The following is a 16604-nucleotide window of genomic DNA, read 5'->3' as shown; positions in this document are numbered from 1 at the left end:
ACACCATGTCTGCGCACACCGCAACCCCGTCCGCGCCGTTCTCGCTCAAGGACTTCCTCGGCAGCTTCATGCTGTTCGAGCTGTTCAAGGGCCTGGCCATCACGGGCAAGTACGCCTTCAGCCGCAAGATCACGGTGCAGTTCCCCGAAGAGAAGACGCCGCTGTCGCCGCGCTTCCGCGGCCTGCACGCGCTGCGCCGCTACGAGAACGGCGAGGAACGCTGCATCGCCTGCAAGCTCTGCGAGGCCGTGTGCCCCGCGCTCGCGATCACCATCGAATCCGATGTGCGCGACGACGGCTCGCGCCGTACCACGCGCTACGACATCGACCTGACGAAGTGCATCTTCTGCGGCTTCTGCGAAGAGAGCTGCCCGGTCGACTCGATCGTGGAAACCCACATCTTCGAATACCACGGCGAAAAGCGCGGCGACCTGTACTTCACCAAGGACATGCTGCTGGCCGTGGGCGACCGCTACGAAACAGAAATCGCGGCGAACAAGGCGGCTGACGCCAAGTACCGCTGAGCCGGCCTGGCCTGAACCCCTACGAATTCGAACTCATGGACGTCAAGACCGGTCTGTTCTATCTGTTTGCCGCGGTGCTGCTGTTCGCATCGTTCCGCGTCATCACCGCCCGCAACCCCGTGTACGCGGCGCTGTACCTCGTGCTGGCCTTCTTCCAGGCTTCGGCCATCTGGCTGCTGCTGCGCGCCGAATTCCTCGCGATCTCGCTCGTGCTGGTGTACGTGGGCGCGGTGATGGTGCTGTTCCTGTTCGTCGTGATGATGCTGGACATCAACGTCGACAGCCTGCGGCAGGGATTCTGGAAGCACTTCCCGCTGGCGGCGGCCGTCGGCGCGCTGATCGCGCTCGAGATGGCGGCCGTGCTGATGGGCGGCTTCCGCCTCGGCGAGGCACCGCGCGCGGTGGCCGCGGCCAACAGCTCCAACACGCTCGAGCTGGGCAAGCTGCTGTATTCCGAATACCTCTATCCGCTGGAAATCGCGGCCGTCATCCTGCTGGTGGCCATCATCGCCGCCATCGCGCTGACCCTGCGCACCCGCAAGGACAGCAAGTACGTCGACCCGGCCGACCAGGTGCGCGTGAAGGCGCGCGACCGCGTGCGCGTGGTGCAGATGCCGGTCACCCGCGCGGCGGAGCCCGTGGTGGAAGCCCCGGCCGAAGCGGCGGCGCCGGCAGCAAAGGAGAACAAGGCATGACGCTCACCCTCGGACACTTCCTCTCGCTGGGCGCGATGCTGTTCGCGCTGTCGGTGATCGGCATCTTCCTGAATCGCAAGAACCTGATCGTGCTGCTGATGGCCATCGAGCTGATGCTGCTCGCGGTCAACATGAACTTCGTCGCCTTCTCGCACTTCCTGGGCGACATGCACGGCCAGATCTTCGTGTTCTTCATCCTGACGGTGGCCGCGGCCGAGTCGGCCATCGGCCTCGCGCTGCTGGTGCTGCTGTTCCGCAACAAGTCGAACATCAACGTCGACGAACTCAACTCGCTCAAGGGCTGATCCAAGGCTGACACCAGAATGAGCGCAACCCTTTCCGCATCCACGCTGCTGGCCGTTCCCATGGCCCCCCTGGTCGGGGCGGCCCTGGCCGGCATCTTCGGCACCAAGTTCGGCGGCAACCACATCGGCCGCAAGATCACGCACTCGCTGACCATACTCGGCGTGTTCGTCGCCTTCGTCATCTCGGCGCTGACGCTCAAGTCGGTCATCGTCGACGGCGCCCGCTTCAACCAGACCCTCTACGAGTGGATGGTCGTCGGCGGCCTCAAGATGGAAGTCGGCTTCATGGTCGACGGCCTCACCGCGATGATGATGTGCGTCGTGACCTTCGTGTCGCTGATGGTCCACATCTACACCATCGGCTACATGGAAGAAGACGAGGGCTACAACCGCTTCTTCGCGTACATCTCGCTCTTCACCTTCTCCATGCTGATGCTCGTGATGAGCAACAACATGCTGCAGCTGTTCTTCGGCTGGGAAGCGGTGGGCCTGGTGTCGTACCTGCTGATCGGCTTCTGGTTCAACAAGCCGACCGCGATCTTCGCGAACATGAAGGCCTTCCTGGTCAACCGCGTGGGCGACTTCGGCTTCATCCTCGGCATCGGCCTGATCGCGGCCTACGCGGGCACGCTCAACTACACCGAAGCCTTCGCCAAGGCCGGCACGCTCGGCGGCATCACCTTCCCGGGCACCGACTGGATGCTGATCACCGTGATCTGCATCTGCCTGTTCATCGGCGCGATGGGCAAGAGCGCGCAGTTCCCGCTGCACGTGTGGCTGCCCGACTCGATGGAAGGCCCGACCCCGATCTCGGCGCTGATCCACGCGGCGACCATGGTGACGGCCGGCATCTTCATGGTGGCGCGCATGTCGCCGCTGTTCGAGCTGAGCGACACGGCCCTGAGCTTCATCCTCGTGATCGGTGCCATCACCGCGCTGTTCATGGGCTTCCTCGGCATCATCCAGAACGACATCAAGCGCGTGGTGGCGTACTCCACGCTGTCGCAGCTGGGCTACATGACGGTGGCGCTCGGTGCCTCGGCCTATTCGGTCGCGGTGTTCCACCTGATGACCCACGCCTTCTTCAAGGCGCTGCTGTTCCTCGGCGCGGGCTCGGTCATCATCGGCATGCACCACAACCAGGACATCCGCTGGATGGGCGGCGTGCGCAAGTACATGCCGATCACCTGGATCACCTCGCTGCTGGGCTCGCTGGCGCTGATCGGCACGCCGCTGTTCTCGGGCTTCTACTCGAAGGACAGCATCATCGAGGCGGTGAAGGAAAGCCACCTGTGGGGCGCGAACTTCGCCTACTACGCGGTGCTGATCGGCGTGTTCGTCACGGCCTTCTATTCGTTCCGCATGTACTTCCTGGTCTTCCACGGCAAGGAACGCTACGACCAGAACCCCGATGCGCACCACGACGACCATCACGCGCACGACGACCACGGCCATGGCCACGGTCACGACGACCACAAGCCGCACGAGTCGCCCTGGGTGGTGTGGCTGCCGCTGGTGCTGCTCGCGATCCCCTCGGTGGTCATCGGCTTCCTGACGATCCACCCGATGCTCTACGGCGAGTTCTTCAAGGACGCGATCTTCGTCGACGCGACGAAGCACCACGCCATGAAGGAGCTCGAGGAGGCCTTCCACGGTGCCGGCGCGATGGCCATCCACGGCCTGCAGACCATGCCGTTCTGGCTCGCGCTCGCGGGCGTGGCGCTGTCCTACTACATGTACATGATCAACCCGGCGCTGCCGGCCGCCATCAAGCGCGCCTTCGGCCCCGTGTACCGCCTGCTCGAGAACAAGTACTACCTCGACTGGATCAACGAGAACATCATCGCGCGCGGTGCCCGCGCCCTTGGCATGGGCCTGTGGAAGGGCGGCGATCAGGCACTGATCGATGGCGCGGTCGTCAATGGCTCCTGGAAGCTGGTCGGCCGCATCTCGGGCGTGGTCCGCTGGCTGCAGTCGGGCTACATCTACCACTACGCCTTCGCGATGCTGCTCGGGATCTTCGTCCTGATGACGTACTTCGTCTGGTTCAAACGCTAAGCCGCAAAGCGCTGGAGTAAAAGAAAAATGGGTTTGTTGAGCCTTGCCATCTGGGTGCCGATCGCATTCGGTGCCGTGCTGCTGGCGTTCGGTCGCGACGAGCACGCCAAGGGCGTGCGCTGGGTGGCGCTCGTCGGGTCGATCGTGAGCTTCCTGGTCACGCTGCCGCTGATCACGCGTTTCCAGAACGGCACCGCCGCGATGCAGTTCGTGGAGAAGGCGCCCTGGATCGAGCGCTTCAACATCAACTACAACCTGGGCGTCGACGGCCTGTCGGTGTGGTTCGTGCTGCTGACCGCCTTCATCACCATCATCGTGGTGATCTCGGCCTGGGAAGTGATCACCGAGCGCGTGAACCAGTACATGGGCGCGTTCCTGATCCTGTCGGGCCTGATGATCGGCGTGTTCTCGGCCATCGATGGCCTGCTGTTCTACGTCTTCTTCGAAGCCACGCTGATCCCGATGTACCTGATCATCGGCATCTGGGGCGGTCCGAACAAGATCTACGCGGCCTTCAAGTTCTTCCTCTACACGCTGCTCGGCTCGCTCTTGATGCTGGTGGCGCTGATCTACCTGTACAACACCTCGGGCGGCAGCTTCGACATCCTCGCCTGGCACAAGCTGCCGCTGAGCGGCCATGCCCAGACGCTGCTGTTCTTCGCCTTCTTCGCGGCCTTCGCGGTCAAGGTGCCGATGTGGCCGGTCCACACCTGGCTGCCCGACGTGCACGTCGAGGCCCCGACCGGCGGCTCCGCCGTGCTGGCCGCGATCATGCTGAAGCTCGGTGCCTACGGCTTCCTGCGCTTCTCGATGCCGATCGCGCCCGATGCCGCGCACGAATGGGCCTGGCTCATGATCGCGCTGTCGCTGATCGCCGTGATCTACGTCGGCCTGGTCGCGATGGTGCAGCAGGACATGAAGAAGCTCGTGGCCTATTCGTCGGTCGCCCACATGGGCTTCGTGACGCTCGGCTTCTTCATCTTCAACGAACTCGGCGTGGCCGGCGGCATCGTGCAGATGATCGCCCACGGCTTCGTGTCGGGCGCGATGTTCCTCGGCATCGGCGTGCTCTACGACCGCGTGCATTCGCGCCAGATCGCGGACTACGGCGGCGTGGTCAACACCATGCCCAAGTTCGCCGCCTTCATGCTGCTGTTCGCGATGGCCAACTGCGGCCTGCCGGGCACCGCCGGTTTCGTCGGCGAGTGGATGGTGATCCTGGGCGCGGTCAAGGCCAACTTCTGGATCGGCCTGGCTTCGGCCACCGCGCTGATCTTCGGCGCCGCCTACACCCTGTGGATGTACAAGCGCGTCTACCTCGGCCCGGTCGGCAACGACCACGTGAAGGAACTCAGCGACATCAATGCGCGCGAATTCCTGATGCTGGCGCTGCTGGCGATCGCGGTGCTGTGGATGGGCCTGTTCCCCAAGCCCTTCACCGACGTGATGGACGCCTCCGTGACCCAGCTGCTGCGTCATGTCGCGGTGTCGAAGATCCCCTCCTGATGGCTGGCTGAAGAAGAGAACGAGATGATTGACAAACTCAGCTGGGTCACGATCTACCCTGAAATCGTGTTGCTGGTCATGGCCTGCATCATCGCGCTGGTCGACCTGTCGGACACCAGCGCGCGCCGCACCCGCACCTACGTCCTGACCCTGATCACGCTGGCCGTGGTGGCCGCGATGACCGGCATGGCCGCGAGCGAAGGCAAGGCCATCTACGGCTTCGGCAACATGGTCGTGAGCGACCCGATGGGCAACTGGCTCAAGTGCTTCGCCTCGCTGGCGCTGATGGTCACGCTGGTCTACGGCCGTCCCTACGCGGCCGACCGCGACATGCTGCGCGGCGGCGAGATGTTCACGCTGGGCATGTTCGCGCTGCTGGGCATGTTCGTGATGATCTCGGGCAGCAACTTCCTGCTGATCTACCTCGGCCTCGAACTGCTGACGCTCTCGAGCTACGCGCTGGTGGCGCTGCGCCGCGACAACGCGGTCGCCAGCGAAGCCGCCATGAAGTACTTCGTGCTCGGCGCCATGGCCAGCGGCTTCCTGCTCTACGGCCTGTCGATGATGTACGGCGCCACCGGTTCGCTCGACGTGAACGAGGTGTTCAAGGCCATCGCGAGCGGCAAGGTCAACCACCAGGTGCTGGTGTTCGGCCTCGTGTTCATCGTGGCCGGCCTGGCGTTCAAGGTCGGTGCCGCCCCGTTCCACATGTGGGTGCCCGACGTCTACCAGGGCGCGCCCACGGCGATCACGCTGATGATCGGCGCCGCGCCCGAACTCGCGGCCTTCGCGATCATCATCCGCCTGCTGGTCGAAGGCCTGCTGCCGCTGGCGATCGACTGGCAGCAGATGCTCGCGGTGCTGGCCATCGCCTCGCTGGTGGTCGGCAACCTGGCCGCCATTGCGCAGACCAACCTCAAGCGCATGCTGGCCTACTCGACCATCTCGCAGATGGGCTTCGTGCTGCTCGGCCTGGTGGCCGGCGTGGTCAACGGCAATACCTACAACGCCCAGTTCGCCTACAGCGCCTCGATGTTCTACATCGTGACCTACGTGCTGACGACGCTGGCGAGCTTCGGCACCATCCTGCTGCTGGCGCGCGAAGGCTTCGAGAGCGAGGAGATCACCGATCTGGCCGGCCTCAACCAGCGCAGCCCGCTGTATGCCGGCGTGATGGCGATCACCATGTTCTCGCTCGCGGGCATCCCGCCGCTGGTCGGCTTCTACGCCAAGCTGGCGGTGCTGCAGGCGCTGATCGCCTCGGGCCAGGCCCTCTACATCGGCCTCGCCGTGTTCGCGGTGCTGATGTCGCTGGTCGGCGCCTTCTACTACCTGCGCGTGGTCAAGGTCATGTACTTCGACGCACCGGTCACGGCCAGCACCGTGTCGGCGCCGCGCGACGTGCGCACCGTGCTGACGATCAACGGCGCGCTGATCCTGATCCTCGGCATCGTGCCGGGCGGCCTGATGACGTTGTGCGCCAAGGCCATCGTCGCCACGCTGGCGAACTGACGCGCCGCGCGCCAGGGCCCGCACAAGGTGTCGCAGACGGCTTCGGTCTGGGTGGTGTTGCTGCTGGCCCTGCTGGCGGCCAACCTGCCGTTCCTCAACGAGCGGCTCTTCGGCGCCGTGGCGATTGGCGCGCGCAAGACGCTCGCCGTGCGCTTCGGCGAGCTGGTGGTGCTGTATTTCATCGCCGGCGGCATCGGCCTGCTGTTCGAGCGCAGGGCAGGGCAGATCGCCGCGCAGGGCTGGGAGTTCTATGCGGTGACCGGCGCGCTGTTTATCGTGCTGGCCTTCCCGGGCTTCACGTGGCGCTACCTGATGAAGCACCGGCACTGAGGCCGCCATCCACACGATCACGGAGCGCACCATGACCACCAGCACCCCCGCGGACGCGCACCTGCGCGAAGAGCTCACCTCGCGCGAATCGCTCGCCAAGGGCAACTTCCTCGAAGTCCGTCGCGACACCGTGAAGCTGCCCGATGGCCACAGCGCCACGCGCGAATACGTCGTGCATCCGGGGGCCGTGGTGGTGATTCCGCTGCTCGACGATGGCCGCGTGGTGCTCGAGCGCCAGTTCCGCTACCCGGTGGGCCAGGTGATGATCGAGTTCCCCGCGGGCAAGCTCGACGCGGGCGAGGATCCGCTGGTCTGCGGCCAGCGCGAACTGCTCGAGGAAACCGGCTACCGCGCGCGCGAATGGGCGCGTGCCGGCGCGATGCACCTGGCCGTGGGCTATTCGACCGAAATCATCCACATCTACTTCGCGCGCGGACTCTCGCTCGGCGAGCGGCAGCTCGACCACGGCGAGTTCCTCGACGTGTTCACCGCCACGCCCGACGAACTGCTGGGCTGGTGCCGCGACGGCTCGGTCACCGACGCCAAGACCCTGGCCTGCGCGCTGTGGCTGCAGAACACGGGTTCGGGTGCATGGGCTCTCGACTGGCAGGGCGACTCGGCCCGGGGATAATCGCGCGCATGAAGGTCCTCGATCTCCAATGCGCGCACGGCCACGGCTTCGAAGGCTGGTTCGGGTCCAATGAGGACTTCGAGAGCCAGCTCGCGCGCGGACTGGTCGAGTGCCCGGTCTGCGCCGACACCGCGATCGTCAAGCTGCTGAGCGCGCCGCGCCTGAACCTGGGCAACGCGAAGGCGCCCGAGTCCGAGCGTTCGAACGCCGGCGCTCCCGCACCGGCCTCCGCGAACCTGCCGGCCGAGATGTCGCCCGAGGCGCGCTGGATGCGTGCCGTGCGCGAGGTGCTGGCCAAGACCGAGGACGTCGGCGACCGCTTCGCCGACGAGGCCCGCAAGATGCACTATGGCGAGACCAAGGAGCGCGGCATCCGCGGCCAGGCGACGCCCGAGCAGACCGAGGCGCTGCTCGACGAGGGGATCGCGGTGATGCCGCTGCCGATCCCGGCGGGGCTCAAGGAAACCCTGCAATAAAAAAGGAGAGCCCCGGCTCTCCTTTTTGCTTTCCGGGACCTTGGGGCGTTATCAGCTCGTGAACTGCAGCGCCGCCAGCCGCGCATAGACCCCGCCCTGCGCCACCAGCGCCGCATGCGTGCCCTGTTCGACGATGCCGCCATGGTCGAGCACCACGATGCGGTCGGCCTTCTGCACGGTGGCCAGCCGGTGCGCGATCACCAGCGTCGTGCGGCCTTCCATCGCCGACTCGAGCGCAGCCTGCACCATGCGTTCGCTTTCGGCGTCGAGCGCGCTCGTGGCCTCGTCGAGCAGCAGCAGCGGGGGATTCTTGAGCATGGCGCGCGCGATCGCGATGCGCTGGCGCTGGCCGCCCGACAGCCGCACGCCGCGTTCGCCGAGGAAGGTGTCGTAGCCCTGCGGCAGGGCCTGCAGGAAGTCGTGCGCGAAGGCGGCGCGCGCGGCGGCATGCACCTCCTCGACGCTGGCCTCGGGCCGGCCGTAGCGGATGTTCTCGAGCGCGCTGGCCGAGAAGATCACGGCATCTTGCGGCACCAGGCCGATGCGCGTGCGCAGGTCGTGCAGCGCCAGCGAGGACAGCGGCGCGTCGTCGAGCAGCAGCTGGCCCGACTGCGGGTCGTAGTAGCGCAGCAGCAGCTGGAACACCGTGCTCTTGCCGGCGCCGCTCGAGCCGACCAGCGCCACCGTCTCGCCCGGCGTCACGGCCAGCGAGAAGTCGCGCAGCGCCGGCGTCCCGGGCCGCGAGGGGTAGTGGAAGCTGATCCGGTCGAACACGATCGCGCTGCCCGCGGCGGGCACGGGCGAGCGCACCGGCGCGGTCGGCGAGACGATGGCCGCAGGCGCGTGCAGCAGCTCCATCAACCGCTCGGTGGCGCCGGCGGCGCGCAGCAGGTCGCCGTAGACCTCGCCGAGCACCGCGGTGGCGCTCGCGAGGATCGCCACGTAGACCACGGTCTGGCCCAGGTGGCCGGCCGTGATGTCGCCGCGCAGCACCGCCTGCGTGCCCTGGTACAGGCCCCACAGCAGCGCCGCCGAGGTCGCGATGATGATGAAGGCGACCAGCACCGAGCGCGCCTTGGTGCGGCGCACGGCGGTGCGGAAGGCGTTCTCGGTCGAACCTTCGAAGCGGCCGGCCTCGCGGTCCTCGGCGGTGTAGCTCTGCACCACGGGGATCGCGTTCAGCACCTCGGCCGCGATCGCGCTCGAGTCGGCCACGCGGTCCTGGCTGGCGCGCGACAGCCGGCGCACGCGGCGGCCGAACCACATGCTCGGCAGCACCACCACCACCAGCAGGCCGAGCACCTGCACCATCACGTAGGGATTGGTCCAGACCAGCATCGCGAGCGCGCCCACGCCCATCACCGCGTTGCGCAGGCCCATGCTCAGCGAGGAGCCGACCACCGTCTGCACCAGCGTCGTGTCGGCCGTCAGGCGCGACAGCACCTCGCCGGTCTGGGTGGTCTCGAAGAACACCGGGCTCTGGCGCAGCACCCGGCTGTAGACCGCGTTGCGCAGGTCGGCCGTGACGCGCTCGCCGAGCCAGCTCACCGTGTAGAAGCGGGCCGCCGAGAACAGCCCGAGCGCGACCGCGACCGCGAACAGGGCGCCGAAATGCTCGCGCAGCGCCATCGTCTGCGCGCCCTTGTCGGGGTTGACCAGGCCGCCGTCGATCAGGCTGCGCAGGGCGATCGGGAACACCAGCGTCGTGACCGCCGCCATGACCAGGAACACGGCCGCCAGGGTGATCTGCACACGGTAGGGATGAAGAAAAGGGCCCAGTCCCGACAGCGATCGGGGCGAGCCCTTGGCCGTGGAGGCCGGCGAGGGGGAGGAAGCCATGGGCCGCGATTCTAGCGAGTCGCGAGAGAACCTTTGCCTTCACAAAGGTCGCCTTGACAATAATTGCCATGGCAGCTAATATTCGAGCCATGAACGATGCCACTGCTCCCGATGACGCTCCGGTTTCGCCGGACGAGGTGCGCCGTGCGCCCGATTTCTACCGGGCGGAGTCGTATTCGACCGAGGAAAGCATCGGCTACCTGATGCGCCGGATCGTCACCACGGTGGCGCAGTCGGTGGAAACCCGCATGTGCGAGCCCGGCAGTCCGACCTATCCGCAGTGGGTGCCGCTCTACAAGCTGCACATCGGCGCGGCCACCACGGTGGCCGAACTGGCGCGCGCCTGCGAACTCGACACCGGCGCCATGACGCGGCTGCTCGACCGGCTCGAGGCCAAGGGCCTGTGCCGGCGCGTGCGTTCGCTCGAGGACCGGCGCGTGGTCAACATCGAGCTCACCGACGAAGGCCGCGCGGCCGCCAAGGAAGTGCCCCACGTCCTGAGCCGCGTGCAGAACGAATTGCTGGCGGACTTCACCGCCGATGAATGGGGGCAGCTCAAGTCCTACTTGCGCCGCATCCTCGACAACGCACAGGCCCTCGCGGCCCGTGGAGGAAAAAATGACTGATTCATTCGCCGCGCGCGCCCTGCGCCGCACTCCCGTCATGGTCGCCGCGCTGCTGGTGGTCGCGCTCGCCGGCTGCGCCGACATGGCCGGCATCGGCGGCCATGCCAAGCTGCGCGATGCCGGCTCGCTCGGTATCGCCTCGGCCGACAAGGCCGCCGCTCCCGCCCTCGACAGCCAATGGTGGCTGGCCTTCGGCGATGCGCAGCTCAACGGCCTGGTCGACCAGGCGGTGGCCGGCAACCCCAACCTGCAGGTCGCGCAGGCCCGCCTCGCGCGCGCGCAGGCCAATGCCGACGTCGCGGGCGCGGCGCTCAAGCCCAAGGTCGGGCTCGACTTCAATGGCACGCGCCAGAAGTTCAACACCAACTACATCTATCCCGAACCGCTGGGTGGCTCGATCCAGAACGTCGGCCTGCTGCAGCTCGGCGCGAGCTGGGAGCTCGACTTCTTCGGCAAGAACCGCACCGCGCTCGATGCCGCGATCGGCGCCGCCAATGCCGCCGCCGCCGATGCCGACGCGGCCCGCGTGCTGCTCGCGAGCAACGTGGCGCGCAGCTACTTCCAGTGGGCGCGCCTCAATGACCAGCTCGCGGTGGCGCAGCGCACGCTGGCACAGCGCGACGAAACCCTGAAGCTGGTGCGCGACCGCGTCTCGGCCGGCCTCGACACCCGGCTCGAACTGCGCCAGAGCGAAGGCGGCCTGCCCGAGGCGCGTCAGCAGATCGAGGCGCTCGACGAGCAGATCGCGATCGCCAAGCACGCGCTCGACGCGCTCGTGGGCCAGCCCGGCGCGAGCGACGCCCTCAAGCCGCCGCTGATCGCGGGCGTCAAGCCGATCGTGCTGCAGCCGAACATCCCGGCCGACCTGCTGGGCCGCCGCGCCGACATCGCGGCCGCGCGCTGGCGCGTCGAGGCCGCCACCAGCGACGTGGCCAATGCCAAGACCCTGTTCTATCCCAACGTCAACCTCACGGCCTTCGTCGGCTTCCAGAGCTTGGGGCTAGGCAAGCTCCTGAAGTCGGGCAGCGAGCAGTGGGGCGTGGGCCCGGCGATCCACCTGCCGATCTTCGAGGGCGGCCAGCTGCGTGCCAACCTGCGCGGCAAGTCGGCCGACCTCGATGCCGCGGTCGAGAGCTACAACGCCACCGTGATCGACGCCGTGCGCGACGCCGCCGACCAGGTCACCAGCATCCAGTCGATCGCGCGCCAGCAGGCCGAGCAGCGCGCCGCGCAGACGGCCGCCGAAGGCGCCTACGACATCGCCGTGCAGCGCTACCGCGCGGGCCTCGGCAACTATCTCAACGTGCTGACCGCCGAGACCTCGGTGCTGGCCCAGCGCCGGCTCGCCGTCGACCTCGCCGCGCGCGCGCTCGACACCCAGGTCGCGCTGGCGCGTGCGCTCGGCGGCGGCTGGCAGCCCCCGTCGAACACCGCGAGCGCCGCCTCCGGCGCCACCACCACGGCATCCGCGACCCCGTCGGCCGCGACCCACTGAATCTCTCTTTCGAATCCGGAAAGACCATCATGAGCGACAACAACACACAGACCACCGCTGCTCCTTCCTCCGCCGCGGTCCCCGAAGCAGGCAACGGCAAGCGCCGCCGCGCCCTCACCGCGCTCACCGTCGCGGTGGTCGTGGTCGGCGGCGGCTGGGGCCTCTACGAATGGCTGGTGGCCAGCCACTACGAGGACACCGACAACGCCTACGTGCAGGGCAACGTGATCCAGATCACGCCGCAGATCGGCGGCACCGTGATGGCGATCAACGCCGACGACACCGACTACGTGAAGGCCGGCCAGCCGCTGGTGCAGCTCGACCCGGCCGATGCCAAGGTCGCGCTCGAGCAGGCCGAGGCCGCGCTCGCGCAGACCGTGCGCCAGACCCGCACGCTGTACGCCAACAACGGCTCGCTGGCCGCGCAGGTCACGCTGCGCCAGAGCGACATCGTCAAGGCCCAGAGCGACATCGCCAAGGCCCAGGACGACCTGCAGCGCCGCCGCGCGCTGTCGGGCAACGGCGCGGTGTCGAAGGAAGAACTCAACCATGCCGAGACCACGCTCGCCAACGCGAAGAGCGCGCTGGCCGCGGCGCAGGCCGGCGTGATCGCCGCGCGCGAGCAGCTCGCCAGCAACCAGTCGCTGACCGAAGGCACCAGCGTGGCCGAGCACCCGAGCGTGCTGGCCGCCGCCGCCAAGGTGCGCGAGGCCTACCTGGCCACGCAGCGCGTCGCCATGCCCGCGCCGGTCGACGGCTACGTCGCCAAGCGCACCGTGCAGCTCGGCCAGCGCGTCGCGGCCGGCACGCCGATGATGTCGATCGTGCCGCTCAACCAGCTGTGGGTCGACGCCAACTTCAAGGAAGTGCAGCTGCGCAACATCCGCATCGACCAGCCGGTGAAGCTCACCGCCGACGTCTACGGCAAGAAGGTCGAGTACACGGGCAAGGTCGCCGGCCTCGGCGTGGGCACCGGCAGCGCCTTCGCGCTGCTGCCCGCGCAGAACGCCACCGGCAACTGGATCAAGGTGGTGCAACGCGTGCCGGTGCGCATCGCGCTGGACGCCGAGCAGCTCAAGACCAACCCGCTGCGCATCGGCCTGTCGATGGACGTCGAGGTCGACATCACGCAGAAGGGCGGCAAGATGCTCGCCGATGCGCCGCGCGCCACCGCGCTCACGCAGACGCAGGTCTACAGCCAGCTCGACCGCGGCGCCGATGCCGAGGTCGACCGCATCGTGGCCGCCAACCTCGGCAACAGCCCGGCCGCGAAGGCGGTGCACGTGCCCTCGGTGCCGGCGAGTCCCGCCGCGCCCGCGATGTCGCCGGCCTCGGCCGCGCAGATCCCCGCGCAGGGCCAACGGGGTTGATCGCCACGGCATTGCCGTTGCGACCGCTCTCCCTCCACACGTCGCGCTGAAACCATGGCCACCGCCGCCGCTCCAGCCTACGTACCGCCGCCTCCGCTCGAGGGCTCCGCCCGCGTGTGGGGGACGATTGCGCTTTCGGCCGCCACCTTCATGAACGTGCTCGACTCGTCGATCGCGAACGTGTCGCTGCCGGCGATCTCGGGCGACCTCGGCGTGAGCACCACGCAGGGCACCTGGGTCATCACCAGCTTCGCGGTGGCCAACGCCATCGCGGTGCCGCTCACCGGCTTCATGACGCAGCGCTTCGGCCAGGTCCGCCTGTTCATGGCGAGCGTGATCCTGTTCATGGTCAGCTCGCTGCTGTGCGGGCTGGCGCCGAACATGACGACCCTGATCGCCTTCCGCGCGCTGCAGGGCTTCGTCGCCGGTCCCATGATCCCGCTGTCGCAGACGCTGCTGCTGTCGAGCTATCCGCGCGCCAAGGCCGGCCTCGCGATGGCCATGTGGTCGATGACCACGCTGGTCGCGCCGGTGATGGGGCCGCTGCTCGGCGGCTGGATCACCGATAACATCTCCTGGCCCTGGATCTTCTACATCAACATCCCGGTGGGCATCGTCGCCGCGGCCATCACCTGGGTGCTGTACCGCAAGCGCGAGAGCATCACGCGCAAGGTGCCGATCGACGCCATCGGCCTCGCGCTGCTGGTGATCTGGGTCGGCGCGCTGCAGCTCATGCTCGACAAGGGCAAGGAGCTCGACTGGTTCCACTCGGCGCAGATCGTCACCCTCGCGGTGGTGGCCGTGGTCGGCTTCGCCTTCTTCCTGATCTGGGAGCTGACCGACAAGCACCCGGTGGTCGACCTGTCGCTGTTCAAGCGCCGCAACTTCTGGTCGGGCGCGGTCGCCACCGCGGTGGCCTACGGCCTGTTCTTCGGCAACGTGGTGCTGCTGCCGCTGTGGCTGCAGCAGTGGATGGGCTACACCGCGACCCAGGCCGGCATGGTGATGGCGCCGGTGGGGCTGCTGGCGATCTTCCTGTCGCCGGTGGTGGGCCTGACCATCGCCAAGGTCGACCCGCGCCGCTACGCCACCTTCTCGTTCCTGGTGTTCGCGCTGGTGCTGTGGATGCGGTCGAACTTCAACACCCAGGCCGACTTCGGGACCATCATGATCCCGACCTTCATCCAGGGCATCGCGATGGCGTTCTTCTTCATCCCGCTGGTGACGGTCACGCTCTCGGGCCTCTCGCCCGACCGCATCCCGGCCGCCTCGGGCCTGTCGAACTTCCTGCGCATCACGGCCGGCGCCATGGGCACCTCGATCGCCACCACGCTGTGGGAGAACCGCGCGACGCTGCACCATGCGCAGCTCGCGGAGTCGATCAACCAGGGCAATGCAGCGGCCACCAGCGCGATGTCGGGCCTCGCGAGCAACGGCTTCAGCACCGAGCAGGTGATGGGCCAGATCAACCGCCTGGTCGACCAGCAGTCCTTCATGCTGGCCTCGAACGACATCTTCTATGCATCGGCGGTGCTGTTCCTGCTGCTGATTCCGCTGGTGTGGTTCGCGCGGCCGCAGTCGGGCGGCGCGGGCAGCGACGCGGCGGCCGGCGCGCACTGAGTCCGCACTTGCCGCATCTCCCATCGACCCCCGGGTTTCGCAAGAAGCCCGGGGGTTTTCGTTCGCATACAGTCGCGCGCATGGATCAGTTCGCCGCCTTGAAGGCATTTCGCGCGGTGGTCGAGGCCGGCGGCTTCACGGCCGCGGCCGAGGCCATGGATGTCTCGCACACCGTCGTCTCGCGCCAGGTCAAGCAGCTCGAGGCCGCGCTCGGCGTGCAATTGCTCAACCGCACCACGCGACGCTTCGCGCTCACCGAGGCCGGCCAGACCTACTACCAGCACAGCCGCCAGATCCTCGACCAGCTCGAGGCCGCGGCGCTGGCCGTCGCGCGGCACCAGGTCGAGCCCACGGGCCTGCTGCGCATCAACGCGCCGATGTCCTTCGGGCTCGAGGCGCTCGCGCAATGGCTGCCGGCTTTTCTCGAAGCGCATCCGCAGCTCAAGGTCGACCTGGTGTGCAACGACCGCTTCGTCGACCTGATCGAGGAGGGCTTCGACGTGGGCCTGCGGCTGGCCTATGCGCTGTCGGACTCGACGCTGGTCGTCAAGCGCCTCGCGAGCTTCGAGGAGTGGTGGGTGGCCTCGCCCGATTACCTGCGGCGGCGCGGCACGCCGGTCGTGCCCGCGGACCTCGCGGCGCACGAGTGCCTCAACTATTCGCTCGCGGGCAAGGCAGGGCAGCCGAGCTTCACCGCGCGCGACGGCGGCGTGCACACGGTCGAGGTCGGCGGCCGGCTGCAGGCCAACAGCGGCATCGTGCTGCGCACGGCCGCGCTGGCCGGCACCGGGCTCGCGCTCTCGCCGGCCTTTCTCCTGCGCGACCACCTCGCGCGCGGCGAACTGGTGCGCGTGCTGCCGGACTTCGGCCAGCCGGCGTTGAACCTCTACGCGCTCTATCCGCAGAACCGGCACCTGTCGCCCAAGGTGCGCGCCTTCGTCGATTTCGCGGCAGCGCGTTACGGGGCCGGCTGATCGAGCAGCGCCAGCAGTTCGTCGGTCGAGCGCACCTCGGCCACCACGTCCGACACGCCACGCAGCGCCGCGCGATGCAGTTCGCGATGGCCGAGCACGCCGCCGTGCTCCAGGTCGAGGTCGCGCGTCGCGCAGGCATCGCCCGCGATCAGGTTCTGGTAGCCGCGCGGCGCGGCATCGAAGGCGGTGGCCGACACGCACATGTGGGTCATGAGGCCGGTGAGGATCAGGGTGCGGATGCCGCGCGCCTGCAGCTCGGCGTCGAGCGGCGTGCCCGCGAAGGCGCTCGGCGTCGCCTTCGTGAGCACCGTGTGCCGCGTGCCGGGATGCAACTCGGGATGAATCTCGAAGGCCGCGCTGTGCTGCGCGAAGATCGGGCTGTCCGCGGGCGCGAGGTGCTGCACATGGAACACCGGCATCGCGTGCCGGTCCGCCGCCTCGATCAGCCGCCGCGCCTGGCGCAGCGCGGGCAAGCCATCGGGGATCGGCATGCGCCCATCGAAGTACTCGTTCTGGAAATCGATCGCGATCAGCGCCGTGGTGGCGGGATCGAGGCGGGTGGTCGGCTGCGCGCCGGTGAGCGTGCGGATGCTGGGATGCTGCATGGTCTTCTCTGGATGACGGAGGAAGACCGAAGCGTACG

16 protein-coding genes are annotated in these 16604 nt (G+C 67.8%); 14 read left to right on the top strand and 2 right to left on the bottom strand.

Features of this window, described 5'->3' with window-relative positions; genetic code table 11:
* The first annotated feature begins 5 nt into the window (after positions 1-5).
* The 9 genes from nuoI to AC1HIL_RS25525 are packed head-to-tail and all read left to right on the top strand — an operon-like array spanning position 6 to position 8037.
* Positions 6-524: an NADH-quinone oxidoreductase subunit NuoI gene (gene nuoI / locus AC1HIL_RS25565; RefSeq protein WP_057592171.1), complete on the top strand. Its 519-nt coding sequence runs from the start codon at positions 6-8 to the stop codon at positions 522-524.
* 35 nt (positions 525-559) lie between these two features.
* Positions 560-1219 carry an NADH-quinone oxidoreductase subunit J gene (locus tag AC1HIL_RS25560; protein WP_057592172.1) on the top strand — a complete coding sequence of 220 codons (660 nt, stop codon included), beginning with the start codon at positions 560-562 and terminating at the stop codon, positions 1217-1219.
* Positions 1216-1524, top strand: a complete 309-nt coding sequence (nuoK, locus tag AC1HIL_RS25555; RefSeq protein ID WP_019653383.1) for an NADH-quinone oxidoreductase subunit NuoK — start codon at positions 1216-1218, stop codon at positions 1522-1524. The genes AC1HIL_RS25560 and nuoK overlap by 4 nt, the downstream gene beginning before the upstream one ends.
* 18 nt (positions 1525-1542) lie before the next feature.
* Positions 1543-3582: an NADH-quinone oxidoreductase subunit L gene (gene nuoL, locus AC1HIL_RS25550; RefSeq protein WP_479670332.1), complete on the top strand. Its 2040-nt coding sequence runs from the start codon at positions 1543-1545 to the stop codon at positions 3580-3582.
* A gap of 27 nt (positions 3583-3609) precedes the next feature.
* Positions 3610-5088: an NADH-quinone oxidoreductase subunit M gene (locus AC1HIL_RS25545; protein WP_057592174.1), complete on the top strand. Its 1479-nt coding sequence runs from the start codon at positions 3610-3612 to the stop codon at positions 5086-5088.
* Between the two features lie 24 nt (positions 5089-5112).
* Positions 5113-6600: an NADH-quinone oxidoreductase subunit NuoN gene (nuoN, locus tag AC1HIL_RS25540; RefSeq protein ID WP_057592175.1), complete on the top strand. Its 1488-nt coding sequence runs from the start codon at positions 5113-5115 to the stop codon at positions 6598-6600.
* A 27-nt stretch (positions 6601-6627) separates the two neighbouring features.
* Positions 6628-6930 carry a DUF2818 family protein gene (locus AC1HIL_RS25535; RefSeq protein WP_479670331.1) on the top strand — a complete coding sequence of 101 codons (303 nt, stop codon included), beginning with the start codon at positions 6628-6630 and terminating at the stop codon, positions 6928-6930.
* 31 nt (positions 6931-6961) lie between these two features.
* Positions 6962-7561, top strand: coding sequence for an NUDIX domain-containing protein (locus AC1HIL_RS25530; protein ID WP_057592177.1), 600 nt, complete (start codon positions 6962-6964; stop codon positions 7559-7561).
* Positions 7562-7569: 8 nt separating this feature from the next.
* Positions 7570-8037, top strand: coding sequence for a DUF1178 family protein (locus AC1HIL_RS25525; RefSeq protein ID WP_057592178.1), 468 nt, complete (start codon positions 7570-7572; stop codon positions 8035-8037).
* A gap of 51 nt (positions 8038-8088) precedes the next feature.
* On the opposite strand, the gene AC1HIL_RS25520 is transcribed toward AC1HIL_RS25525, so the two are convergent.
* A complete protein-coding gene (locus AC1HIL_RS25520; RefSeq protein WP_479670330.1) occupies positions 8089-9876 on the bottom strand; it encodes an ABC transporter transmembrane domain-containing protein in 1788 nt (595 codons plus the stop codon).
* Positions 9877-9965: 89 nt separating this feature from the next.
* On the opposite strand from AC1HIL_RS25520, the gene AC1HIL_RS25515 reads away from it, so the two are divergent.
* The 5 genes from AC1HIL_RS25515 (at position 9966) to AC1HIL_RS25495 (ending at position 15961) form a co-directional block, all read left to right on the top strand.
* Entirely contained in the window at positions 9966-10502 is a 537-nt protein-coding gene (locus AC1HIL_RS25515; protein ID WP_057592180.1) for a MarR family winged helix-turn-helix transcriptional regulator, read from the top strand.
* On the top strand, positions 10495-11997 hold the full coding sequence (locus AC1HIL_RS25510; RefSeq protein ID WP_479670329.1) for an efflux transporter outer membrane subunit: 1503 nt from the start codon (positions 10495-10497) through the stop codon (positions 11995-11997). The genes AC1HIL_RS25515 and AC1HIL_RS25510 overlap by 8 nt, the downstream gene beginning before the upstream one ends.
* 29 nt (positions 11998-12026) lie before the next feature.
* Positions 12027-13367, top strand: a complete 1341-nt coding sequence (locus AC1HIL_RS25505; protein ID WP_057592182.1) for an HlyD/EmrA/EmrK family protein — start codon at positions 12027-12029, stop codon at positions 13365-13367.
* A 54-nt stretch (positions 13368-13421) separates the two neighbouring features.
* A complete protein-coding gene (locus AC1HIL_RS25500) occupies positions 13422-14987 on the top strand; it encodes a DHA2 family efflux MFS transporter permease subunit (RefSeq protein WP_057592183.1) in 1566 nt (521 codons plus the stop codon).
* 80 nt (positions 14988-15067) lie between these two features.
* A complete protein-coding gene (locus tag AC1HIL_RS25495; protein ID WP_413762942.1) occupies positions 15068-15961 on the top strand; it encodes a LysR family transcriptional regulator in 894 nt (297 codons plus the stop codon).
* Here the strand turns inward: AC1HIL_RS25495 and AC1HIL_RS25490 are convergent.
* Positions 15946-16566, bottom strand: coding sequence for a cysteine hydrolase family protein (locus AC1HIL_RS25490; protein WP_479670328.1), 621 nt, complete (start codon positions 16564-16566; stop codon positions 15946-15948). The genes AC1HIL_RS25495 and AC1HIL_RS25490 overlap by 16 nt on opposite strands.
* Positions 16567-16604 lie beyond the last annotated feature (38 nt).

The sequence above is a fragment of the Variovorax sp. ISS6 genome (assembly GCF_056523145.1).
Note: the sequence above shows the minus strand (reverse complement) of the source record. Positions and strands in the feature narration are given on the sequence as shown.